Raw genomic sequence first — 23,264 nt, forward strand, 5'->3', positions numbered from 1 at the left:
ATCGAGCTCAAAGTTGGACACTAGGCGGCCAAACTGCGCTTGAACCTTTGCATGTCGTCGAGGTCGAGGTTGCAGCCCCGACCGATCAGCGCAGCCTCGACCCGTGCAATGACGTCCTCAGGCTTGTCCTCCGCGATCACCCGAATGACGATCCACCCGAGCGCCTCCAGCATTCGCAGCCTCGCGATGTCCTTGACGTACTGGCGCCGGTTCTTGCGGTGGTGGTCCCCGTCGTACTCGACGGCGACCTTGTATTCCCGCCAACCCATGTCCAGCCACGCTTGCGGCCGATGGCCGACGATTACCGGAATCTGTGTCTCCGGCCGCGGCAGGCCGGCGTCGTGTAACCACAGTCGGATTCGGGATTCCGGTATCGAGGCGGCTCCGCCGTCGACGAGTGGAAGTAACTCGTACAACCGGTTCAATCCGGGAGCGTGTCGATGCCTTTGACCTAGTTGCGCAACCTCGTCGATGTCGTAGCGCTGATTCCACATGAGCGCGTCAAGACGACCCAACGCCTCGGTCCGGTGAAGCCGGCGACCCATGTCGAAGGCCGTTCGGACTCGAGACGTCACCGGCAGTCCGCCGATCCTGGTGACCTCGTCTACGTCGACGTCATCCGCTCTCGGAATCAGACCCGGTTGTGGACGAATCCGCACGCCGACGAGTTCGATCGGCTGCGATGGATCCACCCACGGGGCGCCGTGTAGGGCGGATGCCGCGACTCCCGCGATGACACCTTTGCGGCGTGACGCCAACCATGCCGCGATCGCCCGATCCCGCAATGAGAACTCAACATCTTTGGGCACGTACACACCGCGAAAGACGGGGCGGTACCACCGCTTCAGTTCATGACGGGTCAGCCGTCCCGCCGCGACAGCCTCACTGCCGATGAAGATTTCAGTCATGACGGCATCGTGCACGGGACCACCGACACGTCACACCGATCGACGTTTGGCAGGGAAAGTGCGAGAACACGTCTACCAAGCGTCGATAGCTGTGACTCCTGAGGTTAGGCGGGCGGGCCCTACGGCGCCGATCGGCTCGGGCTACAAGGGCGGTGGTTACAGCCCGAGGTCGCGCAGGAACTGCGGCTTGTAGGCCTCGAGGATCACGTAGCTCGGGTCCGGCGCGGGCGCCTCGCGCGCATCGTCGGTCACCTCGTGCCCGCTGACCGGATCCACCCACTCCTGGCTCGAGGGGTCCCACCGGCTCAGGGTGTACTGCGCACTCACGTGGTCGTCGGCCACCAACGCGCGCAGCGTGCGTTCGGCCTCCTGCGCATCCGCGAGCGTGTGCGTGTACAGCTGGATGCGATCGCCGTCGCGCGTCACCGTCACCCGCGACCCGAGCCGTCGGCGCGCGCCGTCGTCCAGGTCCAGGGTTCGCAGCTTCTCCCAGAACGAGAGCCGGTGCTCATCGCTGCCCAGCTCGACCTCGACCTTGAACTCCTCGTCCGGCATGACGGCCAACCTATGCCATGGCCCGGCGGCCAGCCAGCGCCCTGCCCAACGTCAGCTCGTCGGCGAATTCCAGATCCCCGCCCATCGGCAGACCGGACGCGATCCGCGTCACGGTCAGCCCCGGGATATCGCGCAGCATGCGCACCAGGTACGTGGCCGTGGCCTCGCCCTCGGTGTTGGGGTCGGTCGCGATGATCACCTCGGTGACATCCACCCCGTCCACCCGCTCCCCGATCCGGTTGAGCAACTCGCGGATTCGCAGCTGTTCCGGCCCGACCCCCGACAGCGGATCCAACGCACCACCCAGCACGTGGTAGCGGCCGCGGAACTCACGGGTGCGCTCGACGGCCTGCACATCCTTGGGCTCCTCGACCACGCACACCAGCGACGCGTCGCGCCGCGGATCGCTGCAGATGCGGCAGCGATCGTCGTCGGAGACGTTCCCGCACACCGCGCAGAACTTCACCCCGTCGCGCACCTTGTTGAGCACGGCGGTCAGCCGGTCGATGTCGGGTGGCTCCACCGACAGCAGGTGGAAGGCGATCCGCTGCGCGCTCTTCGGCCCGATACCGGGCAGCTTGCCGAGCTCGTCGATCAGATCCTGGACGGGTCCTTCAAACATGGAGGGACAATTACATTCCCGGCAGGCCCATATTGCCCATCCCGCCCGCCAGCGGCCCGAGCCGGTCATGGGCGAGGATGGTGACCTGCTTGGAGGCGTCGGCGATCGCGCCGACGACGAGGTCCTGCAGCGTCTCGACGTCGTTGGGGTCAACGACCTTCGGGTCGATCGACACGGCGACCACCTCACCGCTGCCCTTCATCGTGACCTGCACCAGACCGCCGCCGGCCTGCCCGTGCACCTCGGAGTTGGCCAGCGCCTCCTGCGCCTCCATCAATTGCTGCTGCACCTGCTGCGCCTGCGCGAGCAGGGCCGACATATCCGGTTGGCCTCCGGGTTGCATGACTGGTCCCCTTGCGTGTTGATTGCGGACGGGTTTCGACTTGGTCTCGCCTCGCCCGCTCGCGGCGGTTTGGCCTTTCAGCGTAGTCGTGGTTGCGGCTACGGTGACGCCCGTGCCTGCCCGCCTGCGTGTCGGCGCCACTCGAGCAATGCGCGGTTGCGCCGCAGTGGCCACCGGACTGCTCGTTGCCGCATCGACCCTCGTCAGCCCAGCCGCCGAAGTCGCCGCCGCGCCCGCCAGTATCGCGGGCAAGATCGTGTTCCTCGACCCGGGCCACAACGGCGCCAACGACGCATCGATCAGCCGACAGGTGCCCACCGGCCGCGGCGGCACCAAGGACTGCCAGGCCAGCGGAACCTCCACCGGCGACGGCTACGCCGAGCACACCTTCGCCTGGGATACCACCCTGCGCATCCGCCAAGCGCTCACCGCGCTCGGCGTGCGCACCGCGATGTCGCGGGGCAACGACACCGCAGTAGGCCCCTGCGTCGACGAGCGCGCCGCGATGGCCAACTCGCTTAAGCCGAACGCGATCGTGAGCATTCACGCCGACGGCGGCCCGCCCACCGGGCGCGGATTTCACGTGCTGTACTCGTCCCCGCCGCTAAACGACGCGCAGGCGGGGCCGTCTCCTCGGTTCGCGGCGATCATGCGCGACCAGTTGCAGGCGTCGGGCTTCGTGCCGTCGACCTACATCGGCTCCGACGGCCTCAACCCACGCTCGGACATCGCCGGGCTGAACCTCGCCCAGTACCCGTCGATACTCGTCGAGCTGGGCAACATGAAGAACCCGGTCGACTCGGCGCTGATGAAGACGGCGGAAGGCCGGCAGAAGTACGCCGACGCCGTGGTGCGCGGCATAGCGGGCTTCTTGGGCGCCAGTTAGCGCGCCTGTTGCCCTCTAACGCACCTGTTGCCCTCTAACGGGGTTGATTGCTCGCACCTGGTGCTTGTGATCAACCGCTTAACGTGGGTTTTCCTCCACGTGCTTTTTCAGGTTCGCCAGCACCTCGGCCTGGATCTTGCGCAGACCGAGCGGCGCGAACGTCTTCTCGAAGAAGCCGCCGATACCGCCGGCGCCCTGCCAGGACGTCTTGACGGTCACCGAGGAGCCAGGCCCTGCGGGCGCGACGGTCCAGTTGGTGATCATCGACGAATTGGCGTCCTTCTCGATCACCGTGTGACCCGCAACGTCGACGTTGGCTGTCACGTCGCGCACGCGCGACTTCGTCGCTTGCAGCTTCCAACTCGCCACGGTTCCCGCGCCCTGGCCGCCCTCGAGCACCTTGTACTCGCTGTAGTGCGGCGACAGAATTCTCGGACGCACGGTCGCGTAATCCGCGACAGCCGACAGCACCGCCTCCGGCGCCGCGTCGATCAGAACCGTGCTGGACGCGCTGACCTGTCCCATCTCCTACGAGCTCCTTGGTTGAAGGGGTTGGTTGGGTCGCATCAGGTGCCACCGCGGACTAGCGTATATGCGTGTCTGTTGCCCGAACCGACGCACGTGCTTCACATGCCGCGGGCGTGCAGCGGCTACTGTCCAGCTACCGTGCGATCCCGCCCGATGCGACCGTGCGACTCGCCAAGCCCACGTCGAACCTGTTTCGAGCCCGCGCCAAGACCACCGTCAAGGGGTTGGACGTCTCGGGCCTGACCGGTGTCATCGCCGTCGACCCCGAGGCCCGCACCGCCGATGTGGCGGGCATGTGCACCTACGAAGACCTGGTCGCCGCGACGCTGCCATACGGCTTGTCCCCGTTGGTGGTACCGCAACTGAAGACGATCACGCTCGGTGGCGCCGTCACCGGGCTCGGCATCGAGTCCGCATCGTTCCGCAACGGCCTACCGCATGAGTCGGTGCTGGAGATGGATATCCTGACCGGCACCGGCGAGGTGCTCACCGCGTCGCCGGACCAGCACGTCGACTTGTATCGGGCTTTCCCGAATTCCTATGGCACGTTGGGTTATTCGGTCCGGTTGAAGATCGAGCTGGAGACGGTCCACCCGTTCGTCGCCGTTCGCCACCTGCGGTTCAACACCATCGAGGATCTCGTCGCCGCCATGGACCGCATCGTCGAGACCGGCGGTTACGGAGACTCTGGGGGCACCCCGGTCGACTATCTCGACGGTGTGGTGTTCTCCGCCGACGAGGCGTACCTGACGCTTGGCTTCCAAACCGCGACGCCCGGACCCGTCAGCGATTACACCGGCCAGCAGATCTACTACCGCTCGATCCAGCATTCGGGCGACAACGGCGCCGAAAAACACGACCGGCTGACGATCCACGACTACCTCTGGCGGTGGGACACCGACTGGTTCTGGTGCTCACGGGCGTTCGGCGCACAGAACCCGCGGATCCGGCGGTGGTGGCCACGGCGCTACCGGCGCAGCAGCTTCTACTGGAAGCTCATCGCCTACGATCAGCGGTTCGACATCGCCGACCGGATCGAGAAGCGTAACGGGCGGCCGCCGCGCGAACGCGTCGTGCAGGACGTCGAGGTGCCGATCGAGCGGGTCGCCGAATTCCTGCACTGGTTCCTCGCCGATGTTCCGATCGAGCCGATCTGGTTGTGCCCGTTGCGTCTTCGCGACGACCCGAGAACAGGTGGCGGCTGGCCGCTTTATCCTCTGCGGCCGGGCCACACCTACGTCAACGTGGGGTTCTGGTCCTCGGTGCCTATCGGACCCAACTGGCCTGCCGAGCAGGGCCACACCAACAAGCTGATCGAACGCAAGGTCAGTGAACTCGACGGACACAAATCGCTGTACTCGGATTCGTACTACGGCCGCGACGAGTTTGACGATCTCTACGGCGGGGAAACCTACAAGATCGTCAAAAAAGCCTACGATCCAGATTCCCGGCTCCTCGATCTGTATGCGAAGGCGGTGCAAAGACGATGACGACCTTCAAAGAAAACGCCGCACATTCTCACGCGCCGGCCAGAAAGCTCACGCTGGCGGAGATTCTGGAGATCCTCGCCGCGGGGAACCTACCGCTGAGATTCACGGCATACGACGGGAGTTCGGCCGGGCCCGAAGATTCGCCGCTCGGCCTCGAATTGCTGACCCCTCGCGGTACGACCTATCTGGCGACCGCTTTCGGCGATTTGGGACTGGCGCGGGCCTACGTGTCGGGCGACCTGGAACCGCACGGCGTGCACCCGGGTGATCCCTACGAGCTGCTCAAGGCGCTCGCCGACAAGATGGATTTCAAACGACCGCCGGCGCGGGTGCTCGCCAACATCGTGCGTTCCATCGGTATCGAGCACCTCAAGCCGATCGCGCCGCCGCCGCAGGAGGCACTGCCACGCTGGCGTCGAATCGCAGAGGGCCTGCGGCACAGCAAGACCCGTGACGCCGAGGCGATCCACCACCACTACGACGTGTCAAACACGTTCTACGAGTGGGTGCTCGGCCCGTCGATGACCTACACGTGCGCGTGCTATCCGCACCACGGGGCCACCCTGGAGGAAGCGCAGGAGAACAAGTACCGGCTGGTGTTCGAGAAGCTGCGGCTCAAGCCCGGCGATCGGCTGCTCGACGTGGGCTGCGGTTGGGGCGGCATGGTGCGCTACGCCGCGCGCCACGGGGTCAAGGCGATCGGCGTCACGCTGTCGAAAGAACAGGCGTCCTGGGCGCAGAACGCGATCGCCGAGGACGGCCTCGGCGATCTGGCCGAGGTTCGGCACGGTGACTACCGCGATGTGCGCGAGGACGGCTTCGACGCGGTCTCGTCGATCGGGCTGACCGAGCACATCGGCGTGCACAATTATCCGGCCTACTTCGCTTTCCTGCAGTCGAGGATGCGCGCCGGCGCGTTGCTGCTCAACCACTGCATCACGCGTCCGGACAACAGGACGGGGGCGACAGCGGGAGGCTTCATCGACCGCTACGTCTTCCCCGACGGGGAGCTGACCGGGTCCGGACGGATCATCAGCGAGGCGCAGGACGTCGGCCTGGAGGTAGTGCACGAGGAGAACCTGCGCAACCACTACGCGCTGACGTTGCGCGACTGGTGTCGCAACCTGGTGGAGCACTGGGACGAGGCGGTCGCCGAGGTCGGCCTGGCCACCGCCAAGGTGTGGGGCTTGTACATGGCCGGGTCGCGCCTCGGGTTCGAGACGAATGTGGTTCAGCTACACCAGGTTCTGGCGGTCAAGCTGGACAGCGACGGGCGCGATGGCGGGCTGCCGCTGCGGCCCTGGTGGACGCCGTAGGCGTCAGCCGTCGATGCGCCGCGCGCCCAGTTCGTTCTGCAGTAGCTCGAGCGCGGCTTCCTCGGGATCCCGGCGCGGGGTGTCGGAGGTGTCGCTGCCGGCCTCGGCCAACATGTCTTCCTCGTCCTCGTCGCGCTGCGGCGCCGCCACGTCGGCAACCGGCTTGGTCTGAGCGGGCGCAGGATCCGCAGAACCGGTCTCGCAGCGGATCTTCCAGTTCACCCCGAGAGCGTCCTTCAACGCTTCGCGGATGACGTCGGCGTTGCGCTGTTCGGCCAACCGTTTGGCCAGCGGCGCCGAGTCGTGGCTGAGCACCAGCGTGTCGCCCTCGATCGCGCGGACGATCGCGCCCGACAGCATCACCTCGGTGGTGCGGCTGCGTTCGCGGACCTTGTCGCGCACCGTCGACCACATGCTGCGCACGGCGGCCGCGTTCGGCTCGCCGGCCGCCGCCGGCGCCTCCACCACCGGGTCCGACGGCGGACGCACCGGTGGAGGTGACGGCGCCTTCTCTTGGGGCGCTTTGTCTTCGGGGGCCTTGACTTCCGGGGCCTTGACTTCCGGGGCCTTGACTTCCGACGCCGGTTCGGTGGGCGCCGAGGGCTCGGGCGCAGCCTGAGGCGGTTCGGCCGCCCTGCTCTTGCGGGCGTACTGCCTCGGCGGCCCGCTGCCCTGCGCCGCGGCGCCCTCTCCGGCCGGGATCGACATGTCCAGCCGGGTCTCGATTCGCTCGACACGTTGCAGCAGCGCCGATTCGGTGTCGCTGGCCGACGGCAGCAGCAGCCGCGCGCACACCACTTCGAGAAGCAGTCGAGGCGCGGTGGCGCCCCGCATCTCGCCGAGCCCGGCGTGCACCACCTCGGCGTAGCGGGTCAGCGTCGCAGTCCCGATGCGCGTCGCCTGCTCACGCATCCGCTCGAGCACATCCTCCGGCCCGTCGACGACGCCACGCGCTCCCGCGTCGGGCACCGACTGCAGGACGATCAGGTCGCGGAACCGCTCCAGCAGGTCGGTTGCGAACCGGCGCGGGTCGTGGCCGGCGTCGATCACCGCCTCGACAACCCCGAAGAGGGCGGCGGCGTCGTTGGCGGCAAGCGCGTCGATCGCGTCGTCGATCAGCGCGACGTCCGTCGCACCGAGCAGCGCCAGAGCCCGCGCATAGGTGACGTGATTTCCCTCGGCTCCCGCCAGAAGCTGGTCGAGCACCGACAGCGTGTCACGCGGCGATCCGCCACCGGCGCGGATCACCAACGGATACACCGCATCGTCGACGGTCACGCCCTCCTGCGCGCAGATGCCCTCCAGCAGCGACCGCATGGTGCGCGGGGCCAGCAACCGGAACGGGTAATGGTGCGTGCGCGAGCGGATCGTCGGCAGCACCTTCTCCGGTTCGGTGGTCGCGAACACGAAGATCAGGTGTTCCGGCGGCTCCTCGACGATCTTGAGCAGCGCGTTGAAGCCGGCCGTGGTGACCATGTGCGCTTCGTCGACGATGAAGATCCGGTACCGCGACTGCGCCGGTGCATAGAACGCGCGGTCGCGCAGCTCGCGGGTGTCGTCCACGCCGCCGTGGCTGGCGGCGTCGAGTTCGACGACGTCGACGCTGCCCGGCCCGTTGGGCGCGAGTGCCACACACGAGTCGCACACCCCGCACGGGGTGGCCGTCGGACCCTGCGCACAGTTCAGCGAGCGGGCCAGAATGCGCGCCGACGAGGTCTTGCCGCACCCCCGCGGACCGGAGAACAGGTACGCGTGGTTGATCCGGCCGGACGAAAGGGCCGTCGAAAGGGGCTCGGTGACATGTTCCTGTCCGACGACTTCGGCGAACGTCGCAGGCCGGTACTTGCGGTAGAGCGCCACGCTCAGCAGGCTACCGATGCGGTCTGACGGCCCAGTGGGCCACCACTGCGTCGCTGGATTGTGCATCTGACGACGGTTGGGAGGCGATACGCGTCGTCAGATTCACAAACGGGCTCGGCCGGGCGGCGCAACTCTGTGGATGACTCGCCGACCGCAGCCCTGATCCGTCGGTCCACGCGTGCACCGTACGGGCATGACCGAGCTGCCGTGGCCGTTCGTCGGAACCGAAGTGTTGTCGACAGGCAGCATCTCCGAGCGCACGATGCGCCGCCTGTACGCACCGATGTATCCGGGAATCTACGTCCCACGCGACGCCACCGTGTCGGCACAGCATCGTGCCCAGGCGGCCTGGCTGTGGTCGAAGCGGCGCGGAGTCGTTGCGGGCCTGTCGGCGGCGGCGGTCCTGGGTACCAAGTGGATCGATCCGTCGGAGGCCGCGGAGCTGGTCCACGACAATCGGAGGCCGCCACCGAAACTCGTCGTCAGGACTGAACGGGTGCTGCCGAACGAACTCGTGACGATAAGCGAGATGCGTGTGACGACGCCGGCCCGCACCGCGTTCGACCTCGGTCGCCATCTCGAGTCTCGGACCGTCGCAGTGCAACGTCTCGACGCTCTGGCCAATGCGACTGGTCTCAAACACGTCGACGTGGAGGCGGTGATCGCTGCACACGCGGGGGCCCGCGGCATTCCGCGACTGCGCAGCGTGCTTCCGCTGATGGACGGCGGTGCGGAATCCCCGCAAGAGACGCTTGCCCGGCTGGCGTTGATCGATGCGGGCCTTCCGGCCCCGCAGACGCAGGTCCGGATATTCGACGAGTACGGGCAGTTCGTCGCACGCGTCGACATGGCGTATGAGGATTTCAAAGTCGGTATCGAATACGACGGGCCGCAACACTGGACCGATCCCGCAGTGCGGCAGCGCGATATCGACAAGCAGTTCGTATTGACCGGGCTGGATTGGCTGATCATCCGGGTCAGCAGAGACCTGCTGCGTTATCGGCGCTCCACCTATGTGGCCAGGGTCGAGAGCGCGTTGTATTCGCGGGGGTTTCGATTGTGAATCTGGCGACGTTTTCGGGCGGATTTCGTCGTCAGATTCACAAACGGGCCTACGAGAGCAGCGACTCGGTGGCCGACAGCAGGGCACAGGTGGCCAGACCGTCGATCGCCGCGCGTAGCTCCGGTTCGGCGGGGAATGTCGGTGCGATCCGGATGTTCTTGTCCTCGGGGTCTTTCCGGTACGGGAATGTCGCACCGGCCTCGGTCACCGCTATGCCGGCGTCCTTCGCCAGCGCCACGGTGCGCTTGGCCGTTCCGGGCAGCACGTCGAGGCTGATGAAGTAGCCGCCCTTGGGGTCGGTCCACGACGCGATCTTGGATTCGCCGAGGCGGTCCTCGAGGATCTCCAGCACGGCGGCGAACTTCGGCGCGAGCAGTTGCTGGTGGCGTTGCATCTGCAGGCGCACCCCGTCAGCGTCGCCGAAGAAGCGCAGGTGCCGCAGTTGGTTCACCTTGTCGGGGCCGATCGACTTCTTGCCCGCATGCTGCAGATACCACGCGATGTTGCCCAGCGACCCGCCGAGGAAGCTCACCCCAGCGCCGGCGAACGTGATCTTCGACGTCGACGCGAACACCAGCGGCCGGTTCGCGTTGCCGGCGGCTTCTGCCAGCCCGAGCACGTCGATCTGCCGGACGAAGTCGTGGGTCAGCGTGTGCACCGCGTACGCGTTATCCCAGATGATTCGGAAATCCGTTGCGGCCGTTCGCATCTGAACCAGCCGGCGCACAACTTCCCAGGAGTAGGTGACGCCGGTGGGGTTGGAGTAGACCGGCACGCACCAGATGCCCTTGATGGCCGGATCGGCGGCGACGAGTTCCTCGATCAGGTCGACGTCCGGGCCGTCCTCGCGCATCGGCACGGTGATCATCTCGATGCCCAGGCTCTCGGTGATCGCAAAGTGCCGGTCATAGCCGGGAGCGGGGCACAGGAACTTCAGCGTGGGTTCCTGGCTCCAGGGCCGGGGCGAGTCGGCGGTGCCGTGCAGCATCGAGAACACCACCACGTCGTGCATCAGCTCCAGGCTGGCGTTGTTGCCGGCGATGAGGTTCTGCACCGGGATGCCCAGCAGCTCGCCGAAGATCGCCCGCAACTCCGGTAGCCCGTGCACACCGCCGTAGTTACGGGTGTCGGTGCCGTCACCGTCGCGGAAGTCGTCCTTGCCGGGCAGGTCCAGCAGCCCGTTCGACAGCTCCAGCTGCGCGGGCGCCGGCTTACCCCGGGTGAGGTCCAGTTTGAGGCCTTTGGCCTGCAGCTCGGCGTAGTTGCGCTTCTGCTGCTCGTGCTGTGCGGAGAGGTCATCTCGGCCGAGCGACAGAAAAGACACCGGAAGCCTTTCGAACGGTGGAAGAAGGGGACCCCGCGCACCCGCCAGAGCCCATTGACCCTTGCTGCCTTCCGGCCCTGGGGGAGTTCACAGGATGGACGCCGCGCGGGGTCCACGGCGAGTCTAATACCAGAGCCACGCGCATCCGGACGGGCTCATCGGCAGGGTCGGTTACCATGGCCCGCGGAGGATTCGCCTAGTGGCCTATGGCGCTCGCCTGGAACGCGGGTTGGGTTAATAGCCCTCGCGGGTTCAAATCCCGCATCCTCCGCACTCGGCACGGGGTGCGATCTGCAGGCCTCGCCCGGTCGCACCCCGTCCAACCAAATGTCTAGGAGGAGTATGAGCCGCACCGTCGCGGTGATCTGGCACGCATCGTTCACCGTCGTGGCCGGTGTTCTGTACTTCTTCTTCGTCCTGCCTCGCTGGTATGAGTTATCGGGCGACATCCCCCACACATTGGGCACCGCGATGCGCATTGTGGTCGGCGCGCTGATCGGGCTCGCGGCGCTGCCGGTGGTCTTCACGCTGCTGCGCACCCGCAGGCCGGAGTTCGGCACACCGCTGCTGGCGCTGAGGCTGCGGACCTGGTCCATCGTGTTGCACGTGTTGGCGGGCGTCCTGATCCTCGGCGCGGCGATCAGCGAGATCTGGCTGTCGCTCGACGACGCGGGCCGGTGGTTGTTCGGCATATACGGGGCCGCCGCGGCGATCGCGCTGCTCGGCGTCTTCGCGTTCTACCTGGCCTGGGTCGCCGAGATGCCGCCACCGCCGCCGAAACCTCTCAAGGTCAAGGCGCCGAAGAAGCGGCGCGGCCGGGGCAAGCGCGCCGATAAGGACGCCGAGGAAGCTGGTGAGGAGAAAGAGGCGGAAGAGGCCAAGGCCGAAGAAGCCGGGGTCGAAGCGTCCGAGGACGCCGAGCACGAGGACGCCTCAGCGTCTGAGAAGCCCGACGCCGACGCGGACGACGAGGACAAGACCGTCGCTGAGGAGCCCGACTCCGACGCCCAGGAACCCGCCTCGACCGCCACTGAAGAAGCCGAGCAAACCGACGGCAAGCTGCGCAATCGCCGACCTGAGCCGACCCGCCGTCGCCGCAGGCGGCTACGTGGCGGCGTCGTCGTAGACGATTAGCCGCCCGCGCATCGGGCAATATGGGTTCATGGGCAAAATCCCCGTCCGTCGTCCGTTCGCGCCGCTACTGATCGCATTGGCCGCGGCGCTGGCCATGGTCATACCGGTTTTCCCCGCCACGGCGGCCCCCGCCGACCCGATCGCCGCGGCGGCGCAGGTGGAGCCGGCCGTCGTGCGCATCGACACCGAGATCGACTACCAGGGCGCCGTCGGTAACGGCGCGGGTTTCGTGATCGATCCGGCTGGCCACGTGCTGACCAACTTCCACGTCGTGTCGGGTGCCGACCGGATCACCGCGAGCGTCGGAGGCCGGTCCTATCCCGCCGAGCTGGTCGGCTACAACCGCAGGCGCGACATCGCGGTGTTGCAACTGATCGGCGCCAACGGGTTGCCCGTCGCACCGATCGGGGACTCCGCGCAGCTGGTGCCCGGCGAACCCGTCGTGGCGATCGGCAACGCCAACGGCACGAACGGACCGCTGACCCGCGAGGTCGGACAGATCACCGCCTTCGGCCGCACTGTCAACGCCGAAGACACGTTGACCGGCAGCAAGGACCAACTCGCCGGGCTTTTCGAGTTCGCCGCGCCGGTGGTCGCGGGTGATTCCGGTGGACCCGTGGTCAATAGCGCCGGACAGGTTGTCGGAATCACCACCGCGGCATCGGTGAACTACCAGTTCGGCCCGGGCGGAGAGGGCTTCGCGATCCCGATCAATGACGCCCTGCCCGTCGCGAACCAGATCCGGTCCCGCGCCCCCTCCGCCGAGGTGCACATCGGGCCGCCGGTGTTGCTCGGTGTCGGCGTCCGCTCGGCGCAACGCGGCCCTGGCGTGCAGATCGCCGAGGTGCTGCGCGGCGGGCCCGCCGACCGAGCCGGACTGGCCGCCGGTGACGTGCTGGTCGTGCTCGACGGCACTCCCCTCGATTCGGCGACCACGCTGACATACGTGCTGGACCGTCATTACTCCGGTGACGTGATCGACCTGACGTGGATCGACCGCAGCGGGCAGGAGCGCACCGGCAAGGCCATCCTGACGCCCCTCTAGGCGTCCAGAAGTCGGTCGAGACCGGCGATCAACAGGCCCAGTTCGAAGTCGAATTGATGCTCGGCGTCGTGGCGTTGCGATTCGGCCGACGCCAGCACCGTGCGCAGCGCCGGGTAGATGTCCTGCGGTTCGTGTTCGAGCGCCGCGGACGTGTCGGCGCGGTGCCGATGCACCCCCGACGCGGTTTGCGCGACGCTGCTGTGCGCCGCCGACTGCGCGATGTTGGACGCCGCGGTCAAGGCGTACCGCGCGGCGTCGGGCGCGAAGCCGGCGGCGAGCAGCGCGTCGAGCACCCGGTCAGCGAGCGCCAAGGCGGCCGCGGCGCCGATTCCGCGCAACCGCGTGAAATCGGTCGCGACCCCGACCTGAACCAGGCCGTCGCGGAACGCGACGCTGTACGCGCGCAGCACCGCACGCCAATCGTCGTCGACCGGCAACTCAACGCTGGTCAGTTCGCGTTCGAACAGGTCGGCGACCACCAGCGTCAGAAGCCCCTCCCGGTCACCGACGTAGTAGTGCAACGCCTTGCGGCTGACCCCGAGCGCGTCGGCCACCGCCTGCATCGTCAGGTCTCGGCCCGCCACGCCGCGCGCCGCCGCGACGATCTGGTCTCGGCTGATCCGGGGTGGACGACCTCTGGTGCGGCCGCTCATCACGGTCACCCTAAAGCGTGCCGAACGTATTTTTCACCGGTCGGTAAAAACGCCTTCGCGACGCGTCGCGTTTCCCTATGCTGTGCGCGTGCCAAACACCCCTTATCGCGTCGTTCAGTGGACCACCGGCAATGTCGGCAAGAGTTCGGTCGAGGCGATCGCCACGAACCCGAACTACGAACTCGTCGGCCTCTACGCGTGGTCGAAGGACAAGGTGGGCCGGGACGCCGGTGAGCTCGCCGGCATCGCACCGCTCGGCGTGCAGGCCACCGACGACGTCGACGCGCTGCTCGCGCTGAAGCCCGACGCGGTGGTCTACAACCCGATGTGGATCGACGTCGACGAACTGGTCCGCATCCTCGAGGCCGGCGTCAACGTCGTGGCGTCGGCGTCCTTCATCACCGGCCACAACCTCGGTGCCGGCCGGGACAAACTCGACGAGGCGTGCCGGCGGGGCGGTGCGACGCTGTTCGGTTCCGGTGTCAGCCCCGGCTTCGCCGAATTGCTCGCCATCGTGGCGTCGACGGCCTGCGATCGGGTCGACAAGGTCACCATCTCCGAATCCGCCGACACGACGCTCTACGACTCCCCCGACACGGAGCGGCCCACCGGGTTCGGCACCGCGATCGACGACCCGAACCTGGCCCCGATGGCCGCCAACGGCACCGCGGTGTTCGCCGAAGCGGTGCGACTGGTCGCCGACTCGATCGGCGTCGAGCTCGACGAGATCAAATGTGTCTCCGAATATGCTCAGACCACAGAGGATCTCGTGATGGCGTCGTGGACCATCCCGGCCAGACATGTTGCGGGCGTCTACGCCAGCTGGCAGGGCGTGGTGAACGGGAAGACCGTCGTCGACATCAACGTCCGGTGGAAAAAGGGTCAGACCCTCGATCCGGACTGGCAGCTCGACGGTGACGGCTGGAAGATCACGGTCGACGGCCGGCCGACGGTCAACATGCAGGTCGGGTTCCTGCCGCCGCCGGACATGATCGAGAACGCCAAGTCGATCGAGGACTTCTTCGTGCTCGGGCACATCATGACCGCAATGCCGCCGATCCACGCGATACCGGCGGTCGTGGCCGCGGCACCCGGTATCGCCACCTACAACGACCTGCCGCTACCCCAGGCCCGCGGGGTCGGGCCGACCAACTGACCCGGGTCTTAGCCGAAAGCCGTTTCATGGGCGCGGCGGAGGCACCGCAGCACCGTTGACGCCCCTGACGGTCGCCTTCAGCTGGGCGTTGGGCGGCCCTTCCAGGACAACGTCTTTGAGGATCTTGGCCTGATCCTTATGGACGGTGAATTCACCCTTCTGCGGTACCGCGCCGCCGACGACTTCGTAGAAGACGGTGAACGGTGTCTCCGGAAGCAGGTGCAATCCAATGTATTTCGGCTCGATCGTGTACCTGTAGGTGCAGGCGGACGCTTCCGGTGGGCACTGCCGGTCTGTGACGATCACGTTGACCGTGAACTCCGCCGGTGTCGGAACCTTCGCCGGCGGCGGGGCTAACGTCGTGCGCGGCGTTGTCGCCCGCTGCGCCTGCTCGGGCGCGTTGACACTTCCGAGGATCATCACGGCCGCCATGCCGACGCCGCCGGCGACGAGGGCGAGCAGCGCCAGTCCCGCGGACCACTTGCGGACGGCCGTCGACACGCGCATGCGTCAAGGAAACCTGGTGGGCCACCGGATGCGCGGCGTTTCCGTCGCATTACCGACGGCGGTTCCCTCAGTGCCTGATGCGGCGGCGTCTACCCAGGAACAGCGTCAGGAAGATCCCGCCCAGACCCAGCGCCGCCACCAGCGCGGCCGCGACGATCAACGTGATGTCCTTGCCACTGAGGCCCGTGGGCGAGGAATCACTTACCAGCTGCAAGTCGTAATCGCCGGGCAACGGTCCCTCCCCGGGGCCTTCCATACCCGGGAAGCTCTGAGTTTGGTGCACCTCGAATTGCGGTACCCCGCTGTCGTTTTGCTTCCATTCCCCCCACGCCGGGGTGACGCCGTCGAGTAGGACTTTGTGCGCACCGCCGACGGCCGGGTCAGGGCCGACGTCGACAATCTTTCGGACCACGATCGGCCGGTATGTCGCGTCCGTGTACTTGACCTGGACCGGGACATCGGTGAGCGTCCGCACGGGTGGAGGCGGCGGTGGAGGTGGCAGACCGGGTCCGGGGAAGTAGCCACCGCCGAAGAAGTTGCCGACGGCGACGTCGATCGGAATTCCAAAAGGATTGAGGCGCAGTGCGGTGAAGTTGTACGACCCGAGATCGCGCACTTCGGTGACGATGCGCCCCAGCGGCGGGATGAGCAGGATCCGAGGCACCCCGGCTACCTCGTAGACCAGCTGCAGCGGTTCTGGGTAGGGGTTGAAGATCAGCGGCCTGAAGTACCGGTCGTACTCGACCCAGTCCGGCTGCCATTGCAACACTTTCAACGGCGCGGTCGCACCGCCCGCCTCAGCGGCACCGCTCGCCGGGGCGTTGGCGCCGGGATCTGCCGCGGGGACGACCAGGTTCCGGAGGCGGTCGATCTCCGCGGGCGGCGCAGGCGGTGGAATTTCCTGGACGGGGGCAGCCAACTGCGCGATCTTGATGTCCTGCGGGGATGCTTCCGACCTCTGCGGCTCAGGGGTTTCGGTCACGCCCGCCGCCAGTTCTGCACTTGGCGACTGCGTTACCCCCGACGAATCCGTCGTTCCGCCGACGGGAGCGGTTTCCTCGGGACTCGACTGCTGCGATCCCCCCGCGGGCACCGTCTCACTCGGCGACGCGGTGCCCGTCGTCGTCTCGGGCTCCAGGCCGGCTGGTGCACTCGTGACCGTCGGGGTTCCCGACGTCGTTGCCGGGCCCGCGGACGGCGACGTGGTGGCCGACGCCGACGGTGTCGTCGCTGCCGTCGTGACCTCGGTCGTCGCCTGCGTCGTCGGTGTTGCCTGCGACGTCGGAGTAGGACTCGGCGCGGCCGTCGTCGTCGCGATCTCCGGTGCTTGCGTCTCTTCGGTGACGACTGGGGCTTGCGTCGTCGGCTCTTGGGGCGCTTGAGGTTCCGGCGGCGGCTCCGGTGCCACGGGCGTCGGTGCTTCAACCGCCGGCGGGGCTTCAACAGCGGGTGGTGCTTCAACCGCCGGTGGCGCTTCAACCGCCGGTGGTGCTTCAACCGCAGGCGGTGCCTCAACCGCCGGCGGTGCTTCGTAGGTCGGGACTTCGGCAGGCGCCTCTTCTGCGGGGGCGTACGCGGTCTCGGTCGGGGCGGTCGTGTCCGGCTGGGCAAGCGCTGGTTGCACACCGGTGCCGGCCGCAATCAACGCGACGGCCGCCACCGAAGCCAGCGCAGCCGCTAGGTGGCGGACGCGCGGGATACTGACTGCGCCAGGCACGTCAACCTCTTCTCACCAGCAGGCTTGACGTCGCTCGACCTGGAAGAGGTTGGCGGCGGCGCACTCTCCGGCATCGCTGACGACGAGGTTGCGGATCTGCCAGTACAGGTCGGCGGTGGCCTTCGTCGCCAGCCGTGCAGCCAGGTCGTAGTTGTTGATCGGCGGATTGGTGCCGGGCACGAGCATCATGCCGCGGGGGGTGTCCCACGAGTCCTTGTTCAGCGTCGAGTGGCACTCGACGAAGCCGGGCGGCGGACCACCGGGCGGGCAGCCGCCGAGCGGGTCGTGGTGGTCGCCTCCGAAGGCGTAGAACCCGGTGTGCAGCCCGGGAGGCAGGCTCGCCGGATCGCATGTCGGCATCAGCGGTGGCGGCATCCGATCGAGCTGGCCGACGGCGATGTTGTCCTCGACCCAGTTCGAATGGGAGTAGAAGTCCTGCAGAGCGTGGGCCAGGCCGCCGAATGCGGCGCGGGCTCCGGGCCCGTCGACGAGGTCGCTGCCACCGGGACCGGCGGGCTGCGCGCCGTTGAGGATGAGCGGAGTGAAGAAGTTCCACGCTTCCTGGGTTCTGGCGCAGATGTCGGCGGGGTCCTTTGCGTTGTCGATGTGGCGGAACTCGTCGGCGAAGAATGCGTCGCTGCCTACCACGCCGGCGCCCGGCGGTGGGCCGACGAGGATCTGGCCCATGGTGGCTTCGTCGACTCCCAGCGGCGCCAGTGCGTCGCGGGTGATGCGGTCATGGTTCTGGATCTGGAACGCCTGCGCCGTCGGCGCCGCCGACGCGCAGACAAGGGCAAAAGCGGCGGCCAACACGACAACGATCGACGAGCGCGGCTTGGGTTGGTGTGACGAGTTCATCGACTGTCCCCTTTGACCTGGTGACCCCCGAGTGGTCAGATCGTCGAATTGTTTCAGCCGAAAGTTGCGAGCATTCCGAAAACTGCAAAAACAGCAAATTTTGGTGCAAATGCGAACCATGCGCGCCGGACCTGGCCCGCGGCGCGTGGCATTTCCACGGCGCCTGAGCGGTGGGTGTACAGGTAGAGCAACCCTTCCAAGAGCGAACGAGCAGCCCCCGACCGGCTTATGGTGATGACTGTGAATCCGCTGGTACGCAGCTGTCCGCGGGAGGCGTAGTGGACGGAGCGCCGTTCGGCCGATACCGGTTGGTCGAGTTGTTGGGCCGCGGCGGCATGGGCGAGGTCTGGAAGGCATTCGACACGGCCACACAGCGTGTGGTCGCGGTGAAGGTGCTGCCGGCGCATCTCGCCGCCGACCCGGTGTTCGAACAGCGCTTCCGGCACGAGGCTTTCGCGGCCGCAGGGCTGACCAATCCCCACGTGGTGCCGATTCACAACTTCGGCGAGATCGAAGGTCGCCTGTATGTCGACATGCGGCTGATCGATGGCCAGGATCTCGAACATCTGCTTGCCCGCGGCCCATTGGAGCCGGAACGGGCGGTGAAGATCATCGCCCAGATTGCCTCGGCGCTCCATGCTGCGCATCGAATCGGGCTCGTGCATCGCGACGTCAAACCCTCGAACATCCTCGTCGCCGAAGATGATTTCTCGTATCTGATCGATTTCGGGATTGCACGTGCGACGGGCGACACCAAGTTGACCGCCACCGGCAACGTGGTCGGCACATGGCCATACATGGCGCCCGAGCGGTTCACCACCGGCCAAACCGACACCCGCGCGGACGTCTATGCGTTGACGTGCGTGTTGTATGAGTGCCTCACGTCCAGCCGCCCCTTCCCCGGCAACAGCGTCGAACAGCAGATCGCGGGTCACCTGACGACTCCGCCACCGCGACCGTCGATCTCGCGGCCGGAGGTGACGCCGGAGTTGGATGCCGTGATCGCGGCCGGTATGGCAAAAGACCCTGAGGAACGCTACGGAACGACCGTCGAACTGGCCCAAGCGGCAAGCAAGGCCATCACCGATCCCGCCGTCTCCACCCAACCGGCACAACCACATTCAGCGCCGACAGCCGCAGGACCCGCCCCGTCCGCGCCCACCGCAGCTGCCAGTACGGCTCAGGCGGGGCAAGCCTGGGCGGCGACCCAAGCTCGTCCGCAGGAGCAGCAGGCCGATGCACCCGCGGCCCCCACACAGGCCGGGCCACCCGAACATGTGAAGAAAGCGTGGGCGCCAACCCATGCCGCGCCTGCTGCGCATGACGAACAGGCTTACGCGGCGACTCAGGCGCCGCCTGCCGATTCGGTCAGCCAGGCCGAAACGCCGCCTCCCGGCGGCCCTTCGGACCGGACACCCGACGAAGACGGGTCGCTGCCCTGGTGGCGACGGACCGCGATCGTCGTGCCCATCAGCGTGATTCTGATCATCGCCGCCGCGGCCACCATCCTCACCGTGATCAGCGACGACGGCGCCGACCGACCCGTCGCACAGTCGCCGGATGCACCTCTCGACGGGACGTTCGCCGTCGAATTCGGCTCGCCGACAAAGCCCAACGGCGAGCCCTATCAGAACGCGCAGGGCGGCAACGAGAAATGGGTGATCCGATCGGCGTGCCGCGACGGCGGGTGTGTCGCGTCGGCGACAAAGGTCAACGGTTCACGCACAACAACGTCGACTCTGGTGCTCGACGAGATCGACGGCCGTTGGGAGGCCGTCAACGCGAAACAGGGCACGTGCCAGGGCGCCGAGCCGGTCGAACTCTGGGAGGTCTTCTCGCTGCAGTCTCAGCCCGACGGAAGCCTGGAGGGCGAATTCGTCCTCCGGTCGACCAGCGGAAGCTGCGCGAGTAACCAGCCGGTGACCTTTACCCGCACCGGTGACCCCGAGGCCGGCGCGTCGGTCGCCGACCCGGCAAGTCAGCCGGCGCGCGTCGCGTCCCCAGCGCAGTCCTTGCACGGCCGCTATCAGGAAGTCGACACGTATGTCGACGGAAACCGTAGCGCCGAAGTGAGTTTCGACATCCAGACGTACTGCCTGCGCAGCGGTCAGCGGTGCCTGAGTTACTGGTTGAACCCCAACGACGTCAAAGTCCTGGCGTTCGAACAGAACCAGTGGACGCTGACCAACACCTCGACGGACTCCCAGTGCAAGAACGGTGCGCCCGCTCACCGCGAAATCAGCCTGAGCTACCCGCTGCCGCAGCCGCCGCAAGATCCGATCACCCTGCTCACCGGACGCGGGCACTACACCGTCACGGGCGGTTGCCCCTTCAACAGCGATTTCGAATCACGCGTCCAGCGCACCGGAGACTAGAGGAGACCGGCGACGAAAGTTGCTGCCTGATCGGTCATTCCGGGTACGTACTGATGGTGCGCGGCCCGGTTGTCCATATCGCCCTCGCCGCAGATCGGGTCGTTGGCGTTGCACAAGTCGATGGTCCTGCCGCCGTAGACCGGGCTGAGCGCGTTCAGCGGGCCGACGACCTTGGCCAGTGGGTTGCCGAACACCGCGACGGCGGCCACATGGTCGGCGGCTTGCGGAGGCAGCGGCGCGGCAACGGCGCCGAGATCCAGGCCGGGCACGGCCTCCAGGCCCGGTATCGCACCCAATCCGGGGATGGCTCCCAGACCGGGAGTCACGCCGAGCATCAGGTCGATGACGGCCGCGCCCTGCGAGAAGCCGCCGAGCACCAACCGGGTGGCCGGGCAGTTCGCGGTCATGTATCCGACGTGACCGTTCGCGTCTGCGGCGCCCTCGGCGGCTCGCAGGAAGTTCATGGTGGCGGCGTAGTTGACCGCGTACTGGCCGACCGATCGGCCGCCCACTTTCGAGCGCAACGAGTCGATGAACGCCTGTCCCACGCCGCCCACACCGGGCGGGTCACCCGTCCCGCGCGCAAACACCACCTCGATGTCGGGACAGGATTGAGCCCCCGCGGAGGGGATGCCGACCGGCGCGCTCAATACAGCGACCGCCGTCAGGCCGGCTACGCAGACCCGTATGGCGATGTGAATTGATGACCATCTGCTGGCGATTTGTCGATGCTAAGAGCACATCGCGGCCGATGGCGCGTTTTCGTCAGTCGGGTTTCACCGGGTTACCGTCGGCGTCCCAGTTGGATGCGACCTTCTTGCTGGGCTGCACGCGCGGCGGCTCGCCGGGCATCTTCGGGTAGTTCGGCGGATACGGCAGGTCACCCAGTCCCCGCTCCTCGTCGGCTTTCACCATCTTCAACAGTGGTTCGAGCGATTGCGCATCGCTGTCGATGTCGGCCCACGGATCGGGCCGTCCCGCAACGAAATCCGGCACCGTCGAGATCGTGAAGTCATCGGGCTCGGCGGTGCGCAATTCGTCCCACGTCAAAGGTGTCGACACGGTGGCGATCGAAGTCTTGCGCGCCGAATACGCCGAGGCGAACGTGCGGTCCCTGGCGTTCTGGTTGTAGTCGATGAAGATGCGCGTACCCCGCTCTTCCTTCCACCACGAAGTGGTGACCGCATCGGGTGCACGGCGCTCGACCTCGCGGGCCAGCGCGATGCCTGCACGACGCACCGCGATGAAGTCCCAGTCGGTTCTGATTCGCAGGAAGACATGTACGCCTCGGCCGCCCGAGGTCTTCGGATAGCCGACCAGACCCAACTCGTCGAGCAGCGGTTTGAGCACGTCCACCGCGACCGAACTGGCGTCACCGAAATCCGTCCCGGGCTGCGGGTCCAGGTCGATGCGCAGCTCATCGGGATGCTCGGTGTCCGGGCACCGCACCTGCCACGGGTGCAGCGTGATCGTGCCCATCTGTGCCGCCCATGCGATCGCTGATGGGTGGGTCACCTTGAGCGCATCGGCGGTGCGGCCGGACGGGAAGGTGACCTGGCACGTCTGCAGGTAGTCGGGATGCTTCTGCGGCACCCGCTTCTGGTAGATCTCCTCGCCGTCGATGCCGTCGGGGAAACGCTGCAGATGCGTGGGCCGGTCTCGTAACAGCATCACCATCCGGTCAGCCACCGACAGGTAATACTCGAAGAGCTTGCCCTTGGTGCCCGCCTTGCCGAGTTTCGGGAAGTAGGGCTTGTCGCGATTGGTCAGCCGGACCTGGACGCCGTCGACGTCGATTTCCTCAGCAGCCGTTGCCATTTCAGGACTCCAGAACGTCGTACAGGTCGTAGTTCAGCGGTACCTCGAGCTGGTCGAAGGTGCAGCTCTTGGGATCCCGGTCCGGCCGCCAGCGCCGGAACTTCACCGCATGCCGGAAACGCCGGCCGGGTCCTGATGTCGCCGGCGACCCGGCTCCGTCCACGGTGTTGCCTTCCATCTGGTCGTAGGCCACCTCGCACACCTTCTCCGGCCGGATCGGAATCCACCGCTTGTCGGCGGCCGAGTTCCACCGGCTGGGATCCCCTTCACGCATCTCGTCGCCCTCACGCAGCGGCTCCAGTTCGGCGAGCAGCTTGAGCCGGTCCTTCGCGGTGAAAGAGGCCGCGCCACCGACCATCTGCAGTTCGCCGTCGTCGCGATACAGGCCCAGCAGTATCGACCCGATGCCCTCGCCGCTCTTGTGGATGCGGTACCCGATCGCCACGCAGTCGGCGTCGCGGGCGTGCTTGACCTTCACCATCTCCCGCTTGCCCGGCAGGTATGGACCGTCGAGGCGCTTGGCGATCACACCGTCGAGCCCGGCGCCCTCGAACTCCTCCAACCATCGGGCGCCGAGTTCGGGATCCTCGGTGGTGCGGGTGACGTGACACTGTGACTCCCGAACAGCTAGCCGATCGGTCACCGCATCGAGCAGCGCCTCGCGGCGGACCCGGAAAGGTTCCTTCATCAGCGCCGTGTCGCCGGTGGCAAGCGCATCGAAACCGATGAAGTGGGCCGGCGTCTGCTCGGACAGCATCTTGATCCGGCTGCCGGCGGGGTGGATACGCTGACTCAGCGACTCCCAGTCCAGCCGGATGCGGCCGCCGATCTCGCGAGGCACGACGATCTCACCGTCGAGCACACAGCGCGTCGCCAGTTCCTCGCGCACCGACTCGAGGACCTCGGGAAAGTAGCGGCCCAGGTCCTTACCGCTGCGGGACAGCAGCACCACCTTGTCGCCGTCGCGGAACACCAGCGCGCGGAAGCCGTCCCACTTGGGCTCGAAGGACCACACGCCCGCTTCGGGTGGCACCTTGGCCTGGGCCTTGGCCAGCATCGGTTCGAGCGGCGGCAGTACCGGAAGGTCCACCCGGCCCATTATTGCG

General features: G+C 67.1%; 22 protein-coding genes, 1 tRNA gene and 1 other RNA gene. 9 read left to right on the forward strand and 15 right to left on the reverse strand.

All coding sequences use genetic code 11. The features are described from left to right. Positions 1 to 20: 20 nt before the first annotated feature. The 4 genes from AU187_RS00275 to AU187_RS00290 all read right to left on the reverse strand — a co-directional run bounded on the left by AU187_RS00275 (position 21) and on the right by AU187_RS00290 (position 2,428). Complete coding sequence (locus AU187_RS00275; RefSeq protein WP_059101864.1) at positions 21 to 908, reverse strand: DUF559 domain-containing protein; 888 nt, start codon at positions 906 to 908, stop codon at positions 21 to 23. 156 nt (positions 909 to 1,064) lie between these two features. Next, positions 1,065 to 1,463, reverse strand: a complete 399-nt coding sequence (locus AU187_RS00280) for a hypothetical protein (RefSeq protein ID WP_059101786.1) — start codon at positions 1,461 to 1,463, stop codon at positions 1,065 to 1,067. Between the two features lie 10 nt (positions 1,464 to 1,473). Further along, on the reverse strand, positions 1,474 to 2,085 hold the full coding sequence (gene recR / locus AU187_RS00285) for a recombination mediator RecR (protein WP_059101787.1): 612 nt from the start codon (positions 2,083 to 2,085) through the stop codon (positions 1,474 to 1,476). A 10-nt stretch (positions 2,086 to 2,095) separates the two neighbouring features. Continuing rightward, a complete protein-coding gene (locus AU187_RS00290) occupies positions 2,096 to 2,428 on the reverse strand; it encodes a YbaB/EbfC family nucleoid-associated protein (RefSeq protein ID WP_059101788.1) in 333 nt (110 codons plus the stop codon). A 112-nt stretch (positions 2,429 to 2,540) separates the two neighbouring features. Between AU187_RS00290 and AU187_RS00295 the strand changes: the two genes are divergently transcribed. Next, entirely contained in the window at positions 2,541 to 3,314 is a 774-nt protein-coding gene (locus AU187_RS00295) for an Rv3717 family N-acetylmuramoyl-L-alanine amidase (RefSeq protein ID WP_059101865.1), read from the forward strand. 78 nt (positions 3,315 to 3,392) lie between these two features. On the opposite strand, the gene AU187_RS00300 is transcribed toward AU187_RS00295, so the two are convergent. Beyond that, on the reverse strand, positions 3,393 to 3,839 hold the full coding sequence (locus tag AU187_RS00300) for an SRPBCC family protein (protein WP_059101789.1): 447 nt from the start codon (positions 3,837 to 3,839) through the stop codon (positions 3,393 to 3,395). Between the two features lie 71 nt (positions 3,840 to 3,910). On the opposite strand from AU187_RS00300, the gene AU187_RS00305 reads away from it, so the two are divergent. Both AU187_RS00305 and AU187_RS00310 read left to right on the forward strand, forming a co-directional pair. Further along, entirely contained in the window at positions 3,911 to 5,332 is a 1,422-nt protein-coding gene (locus AU187_RS00305) for an FAD-binding oxidoreductase (RefSeq protein WP_059101790.1), read from the forward strand. Beyond that, the gene (locus AU187_RS00310; RefSeq protein WP_059101791.1) at positions 5,329 to 6,648 is read left to right on the forward strand and encodes a class I SAM-dependent methyltransferase; all 1,320 of its coding nucleotides are present in this window, start codon (positions 5,329 to 5,331) and stop codon (positions 6,646 to 6,648) included. The genes AU187_RS00305 and AU187_RS00310 overlap by 4 nt, the downstream gene beginning before the upstream one ends. A gap of 3 nt (positions 6,649 to 6,651) precedes the next feature. Here AU187_RS00310 and AU187_RS00315 read toward each other — a convergent pair whose 3' ends face one another. Beyond that, positions 6,652 to 8,508, reverse strand: a complete 1,857-nt coding sequence (locus AU187_RS00315; RefSeq protein ID WP_059101792.1) for a DNA polymerase III subunits gamma/tau — start codon at positions 8,506 to 8,508, stop codon at positions 6,652 to 6,654. A gap of 193 nt (positions 8,509 to 8,701) precedes the next feature. Here AU187_RS00315 and AU187_RS00320 point away from each other — a divergent pair, with 193 nt between their 5' ends. Next, the gene (locus AU187_RS00320) at positions 8,702 to 9,571 is read left to right on the forward strand and encodes a hypothetical protein (RefSeq protein WP_059101793.1); all 870 of its coding nucleotides are present in this window, start codon (positions 8,702 to 8,704) and stop codon (positions 9,569 to 9,571) included. Between the two features lie 49 nt (positions 9,572 to 9,620). On the opposite strand, the gene AU187_RS00325 is transcribed toward AU187_RS00320, so the two are convergent. Further along, positions 9,621 to 10,895, reverse strand: coding sequence for an aspartate aminotransferase type Ic (locus AU187_RS00325; RefSeq protein ID WP_059101794.1), 1,275 nt, complete (start codon positions 10,893 to 10,895; stop codon positions 9,621 to 9,623). Between the two features lie 22 nt (positions 10,896 to 10,917). Continuing rightward, an RNA gene (gene ffs, locus AU187_RS24800) (signal recognition particle sRNA small type) lies at positions 10,918 to 11,012 on the reverse strand. Positions 11,013 to 11,080: 68 nt separating this feature from the next. On the opposite strand from ffs, the gene AU187_RS00330 reads away from it, so the two are divergent. The 3 genes from AU187_RS00330 (at position 11,081) to AU187_RS00340 (ending at position 13,074) form a co-directional block, all read left to right on the forward strand. Next, positions 11,081 to 11,166: transfer RNA gene (locus AU187_RS00330), tRNA-Ser, on the forward strand. 71 nt (positions 11,167 to 11,237) lie between these two features. Next, complete coding sequence (gene lucA, locus AU187_RS00335) at positions 11,238 to 12,029, forward strand: lipid uptake coordinator LucA (RefSeq protein ID WP_059101795.1); 792 nt, start codon at positions 11,238 to 11,240, stop codon at positions 12,027 to 12,029. A gap of 28 nt (positions 12,030 to 12,057) precedes the next feature. After that, complete coding sequence (locus AU187_RS00340; protein WP_059101796.1) at positions 12,058 to 13,074, forward strand: S1C family serine protease; 1,017 nt, start codon at positions 12,058 to 12,060, stop codon at positions 13,072 to 13,074. Here AU187_RS00340 and AU187_RS00345 read toward each other — a convergent pair. Continuing rightward, on the reverse strand, positions 13,071 to 13,727 hold the full coding sequence (locus tag AU187_RS00345; RefSeq protein ID WP_059101866.1) for a TetR/AcrR family transcriptional regulator: 657 nt from the start codon (positions 13,725 to 13,727) through the stop codon (positions 13,071 to 13,073). The genes AU187_RS00340 and AU187_RS00345 overlap by 4 nt on opposite strands. An 88-nt stretch (positions 13,728 to 13,815) precedes the next feature. Between AU187_RS00345 and AU187_RS00350 the strand changes: the two genes are divergently transcribed. Continuing rightward, positions 13,816 to 14,883 carry an NAD(P)H-dependent amine dehydrogenase family protein gene (locus AU187_RS00350; protein WP_059101867.1) on the forward strand — a complete coding sequence of 356 codons (1,068 nt, stop codon included), beginning with the start codon at positions 13,816 to 13,818 and terminating at the stop codon, positions 14,881 to 14,883. 24 nt (positions 14,884 to 14,907) lie between these two features. Here the strand turns inward: AU187_RS00350 and AU187_RS00355 are convergent, their stop codons facing one another. From AU187_RS00355 to AU187_RS00365, 3 genes are all read right to left on the reverse strand, one after another. Next, a complete protein-coding gene (locus tag AU187_RS00355; RefSeq protein ID WP_059101797.1) occupies positions 14,908 to 15,390 on the reverse strand; it encodes a hypothetical protein in 483 nt (160 codons plus the stop codon). Between the two features lie 67 nt (positions 15,391 to 15,457). Then, positions 15,458 to 16,798, reverse strand: a complete 1,341-nt coding sequence (locus tag AU187_RS00360; protein ID WP_286131833.1) for a hypothetical protein — start codon at positions 16,796 to 16,798, stop codon at positions 15,458 to 15,460. Positions 16,799 to 17,119: 321 nt separating this feature from the next. Next, positions 17,120 to 17,965, reverse strand: coding sequence for a hypothetical protein (locus AU187_RS00365; RefSeq protein WP_059101799.1), 846 nt, complete (start codon positions 17,963 to 17,965; stop codon positions 17,120 to 17,122). A 278-nt stretch (positions 17,966 to 18,243) separates the two neighbouring features. Between AU187_RS00365 and AU187_RS00370 the strand changes: the two genes are divergently transcribed. Continuing rightward, complete coding sequence (locus AU187_RS00370; RefSeq protein WP_059101800.1) at positions 18,244 to 20,340, forward strand: serine/threonine-protein kinase; 2,097 nt, start codon at positions 18,244 to 18,246, stop codon at positions 20,338 to 20,340. Here AU187_RS00370 and AU187_RS00375 read toward each other — a convergent pair. The 3 genes from AU187_RS00375 to AU187_RS00385 form a co-directional block, all read right to left on the reverse strand. Next, positions 20,337 to 20,990 (reverse strand): cutinase family protein, encoded by a 654-nt coding sequence (locus AU187_RS00375; protein WP_286131834.1) that lies wholly within the window; start codon positions 20,988 to 20,990, stop codon positions 20,337 to 20,339. The two genes, AU187_RS00370 and AU187_RS00375, sit on opposite strands and share 4 nt — an antisense overlap. 115 nt (positions 20,991 to 21,105) lie before the next feature. Continuing rightward, the gene (ligD, locus tag AU187_RS00380; RefSeq protein WP_059101802.1) at positions 21,106 to 22,158 is read right to left on the reverse strand and encodes a non-homologous end-joining DNA ligase; all 1,053 of its coding nucleotides are present in this window, start codon (positions 22,156 to 22,158) and stop codon (positions 21,106 to 21,108) included. A gap of 1 nt (position 22,159) precedes the next feature. After that, entirely contained in the window at positions 22,160 to 23,257 is a 1,098-nt protein-coding gene (locus tag AU187_RS00385; protein WP_059101803.1) for an ATP-dependent DNA ligase, read from the reverse strand. Between the last annotated feature and the right edge of the window lie 7 nt (positions 23,258 to 23,264).

Origin of the sequence: Mycobacterium sp. IS-1556 (assembly GCF_001499985.1) — a bacterium.
Lineage (GTDB): Bacteria > Actinomycetota > Actinomycetes > Mycobacteriales > Mycobacteriaceae > Mycobacterium.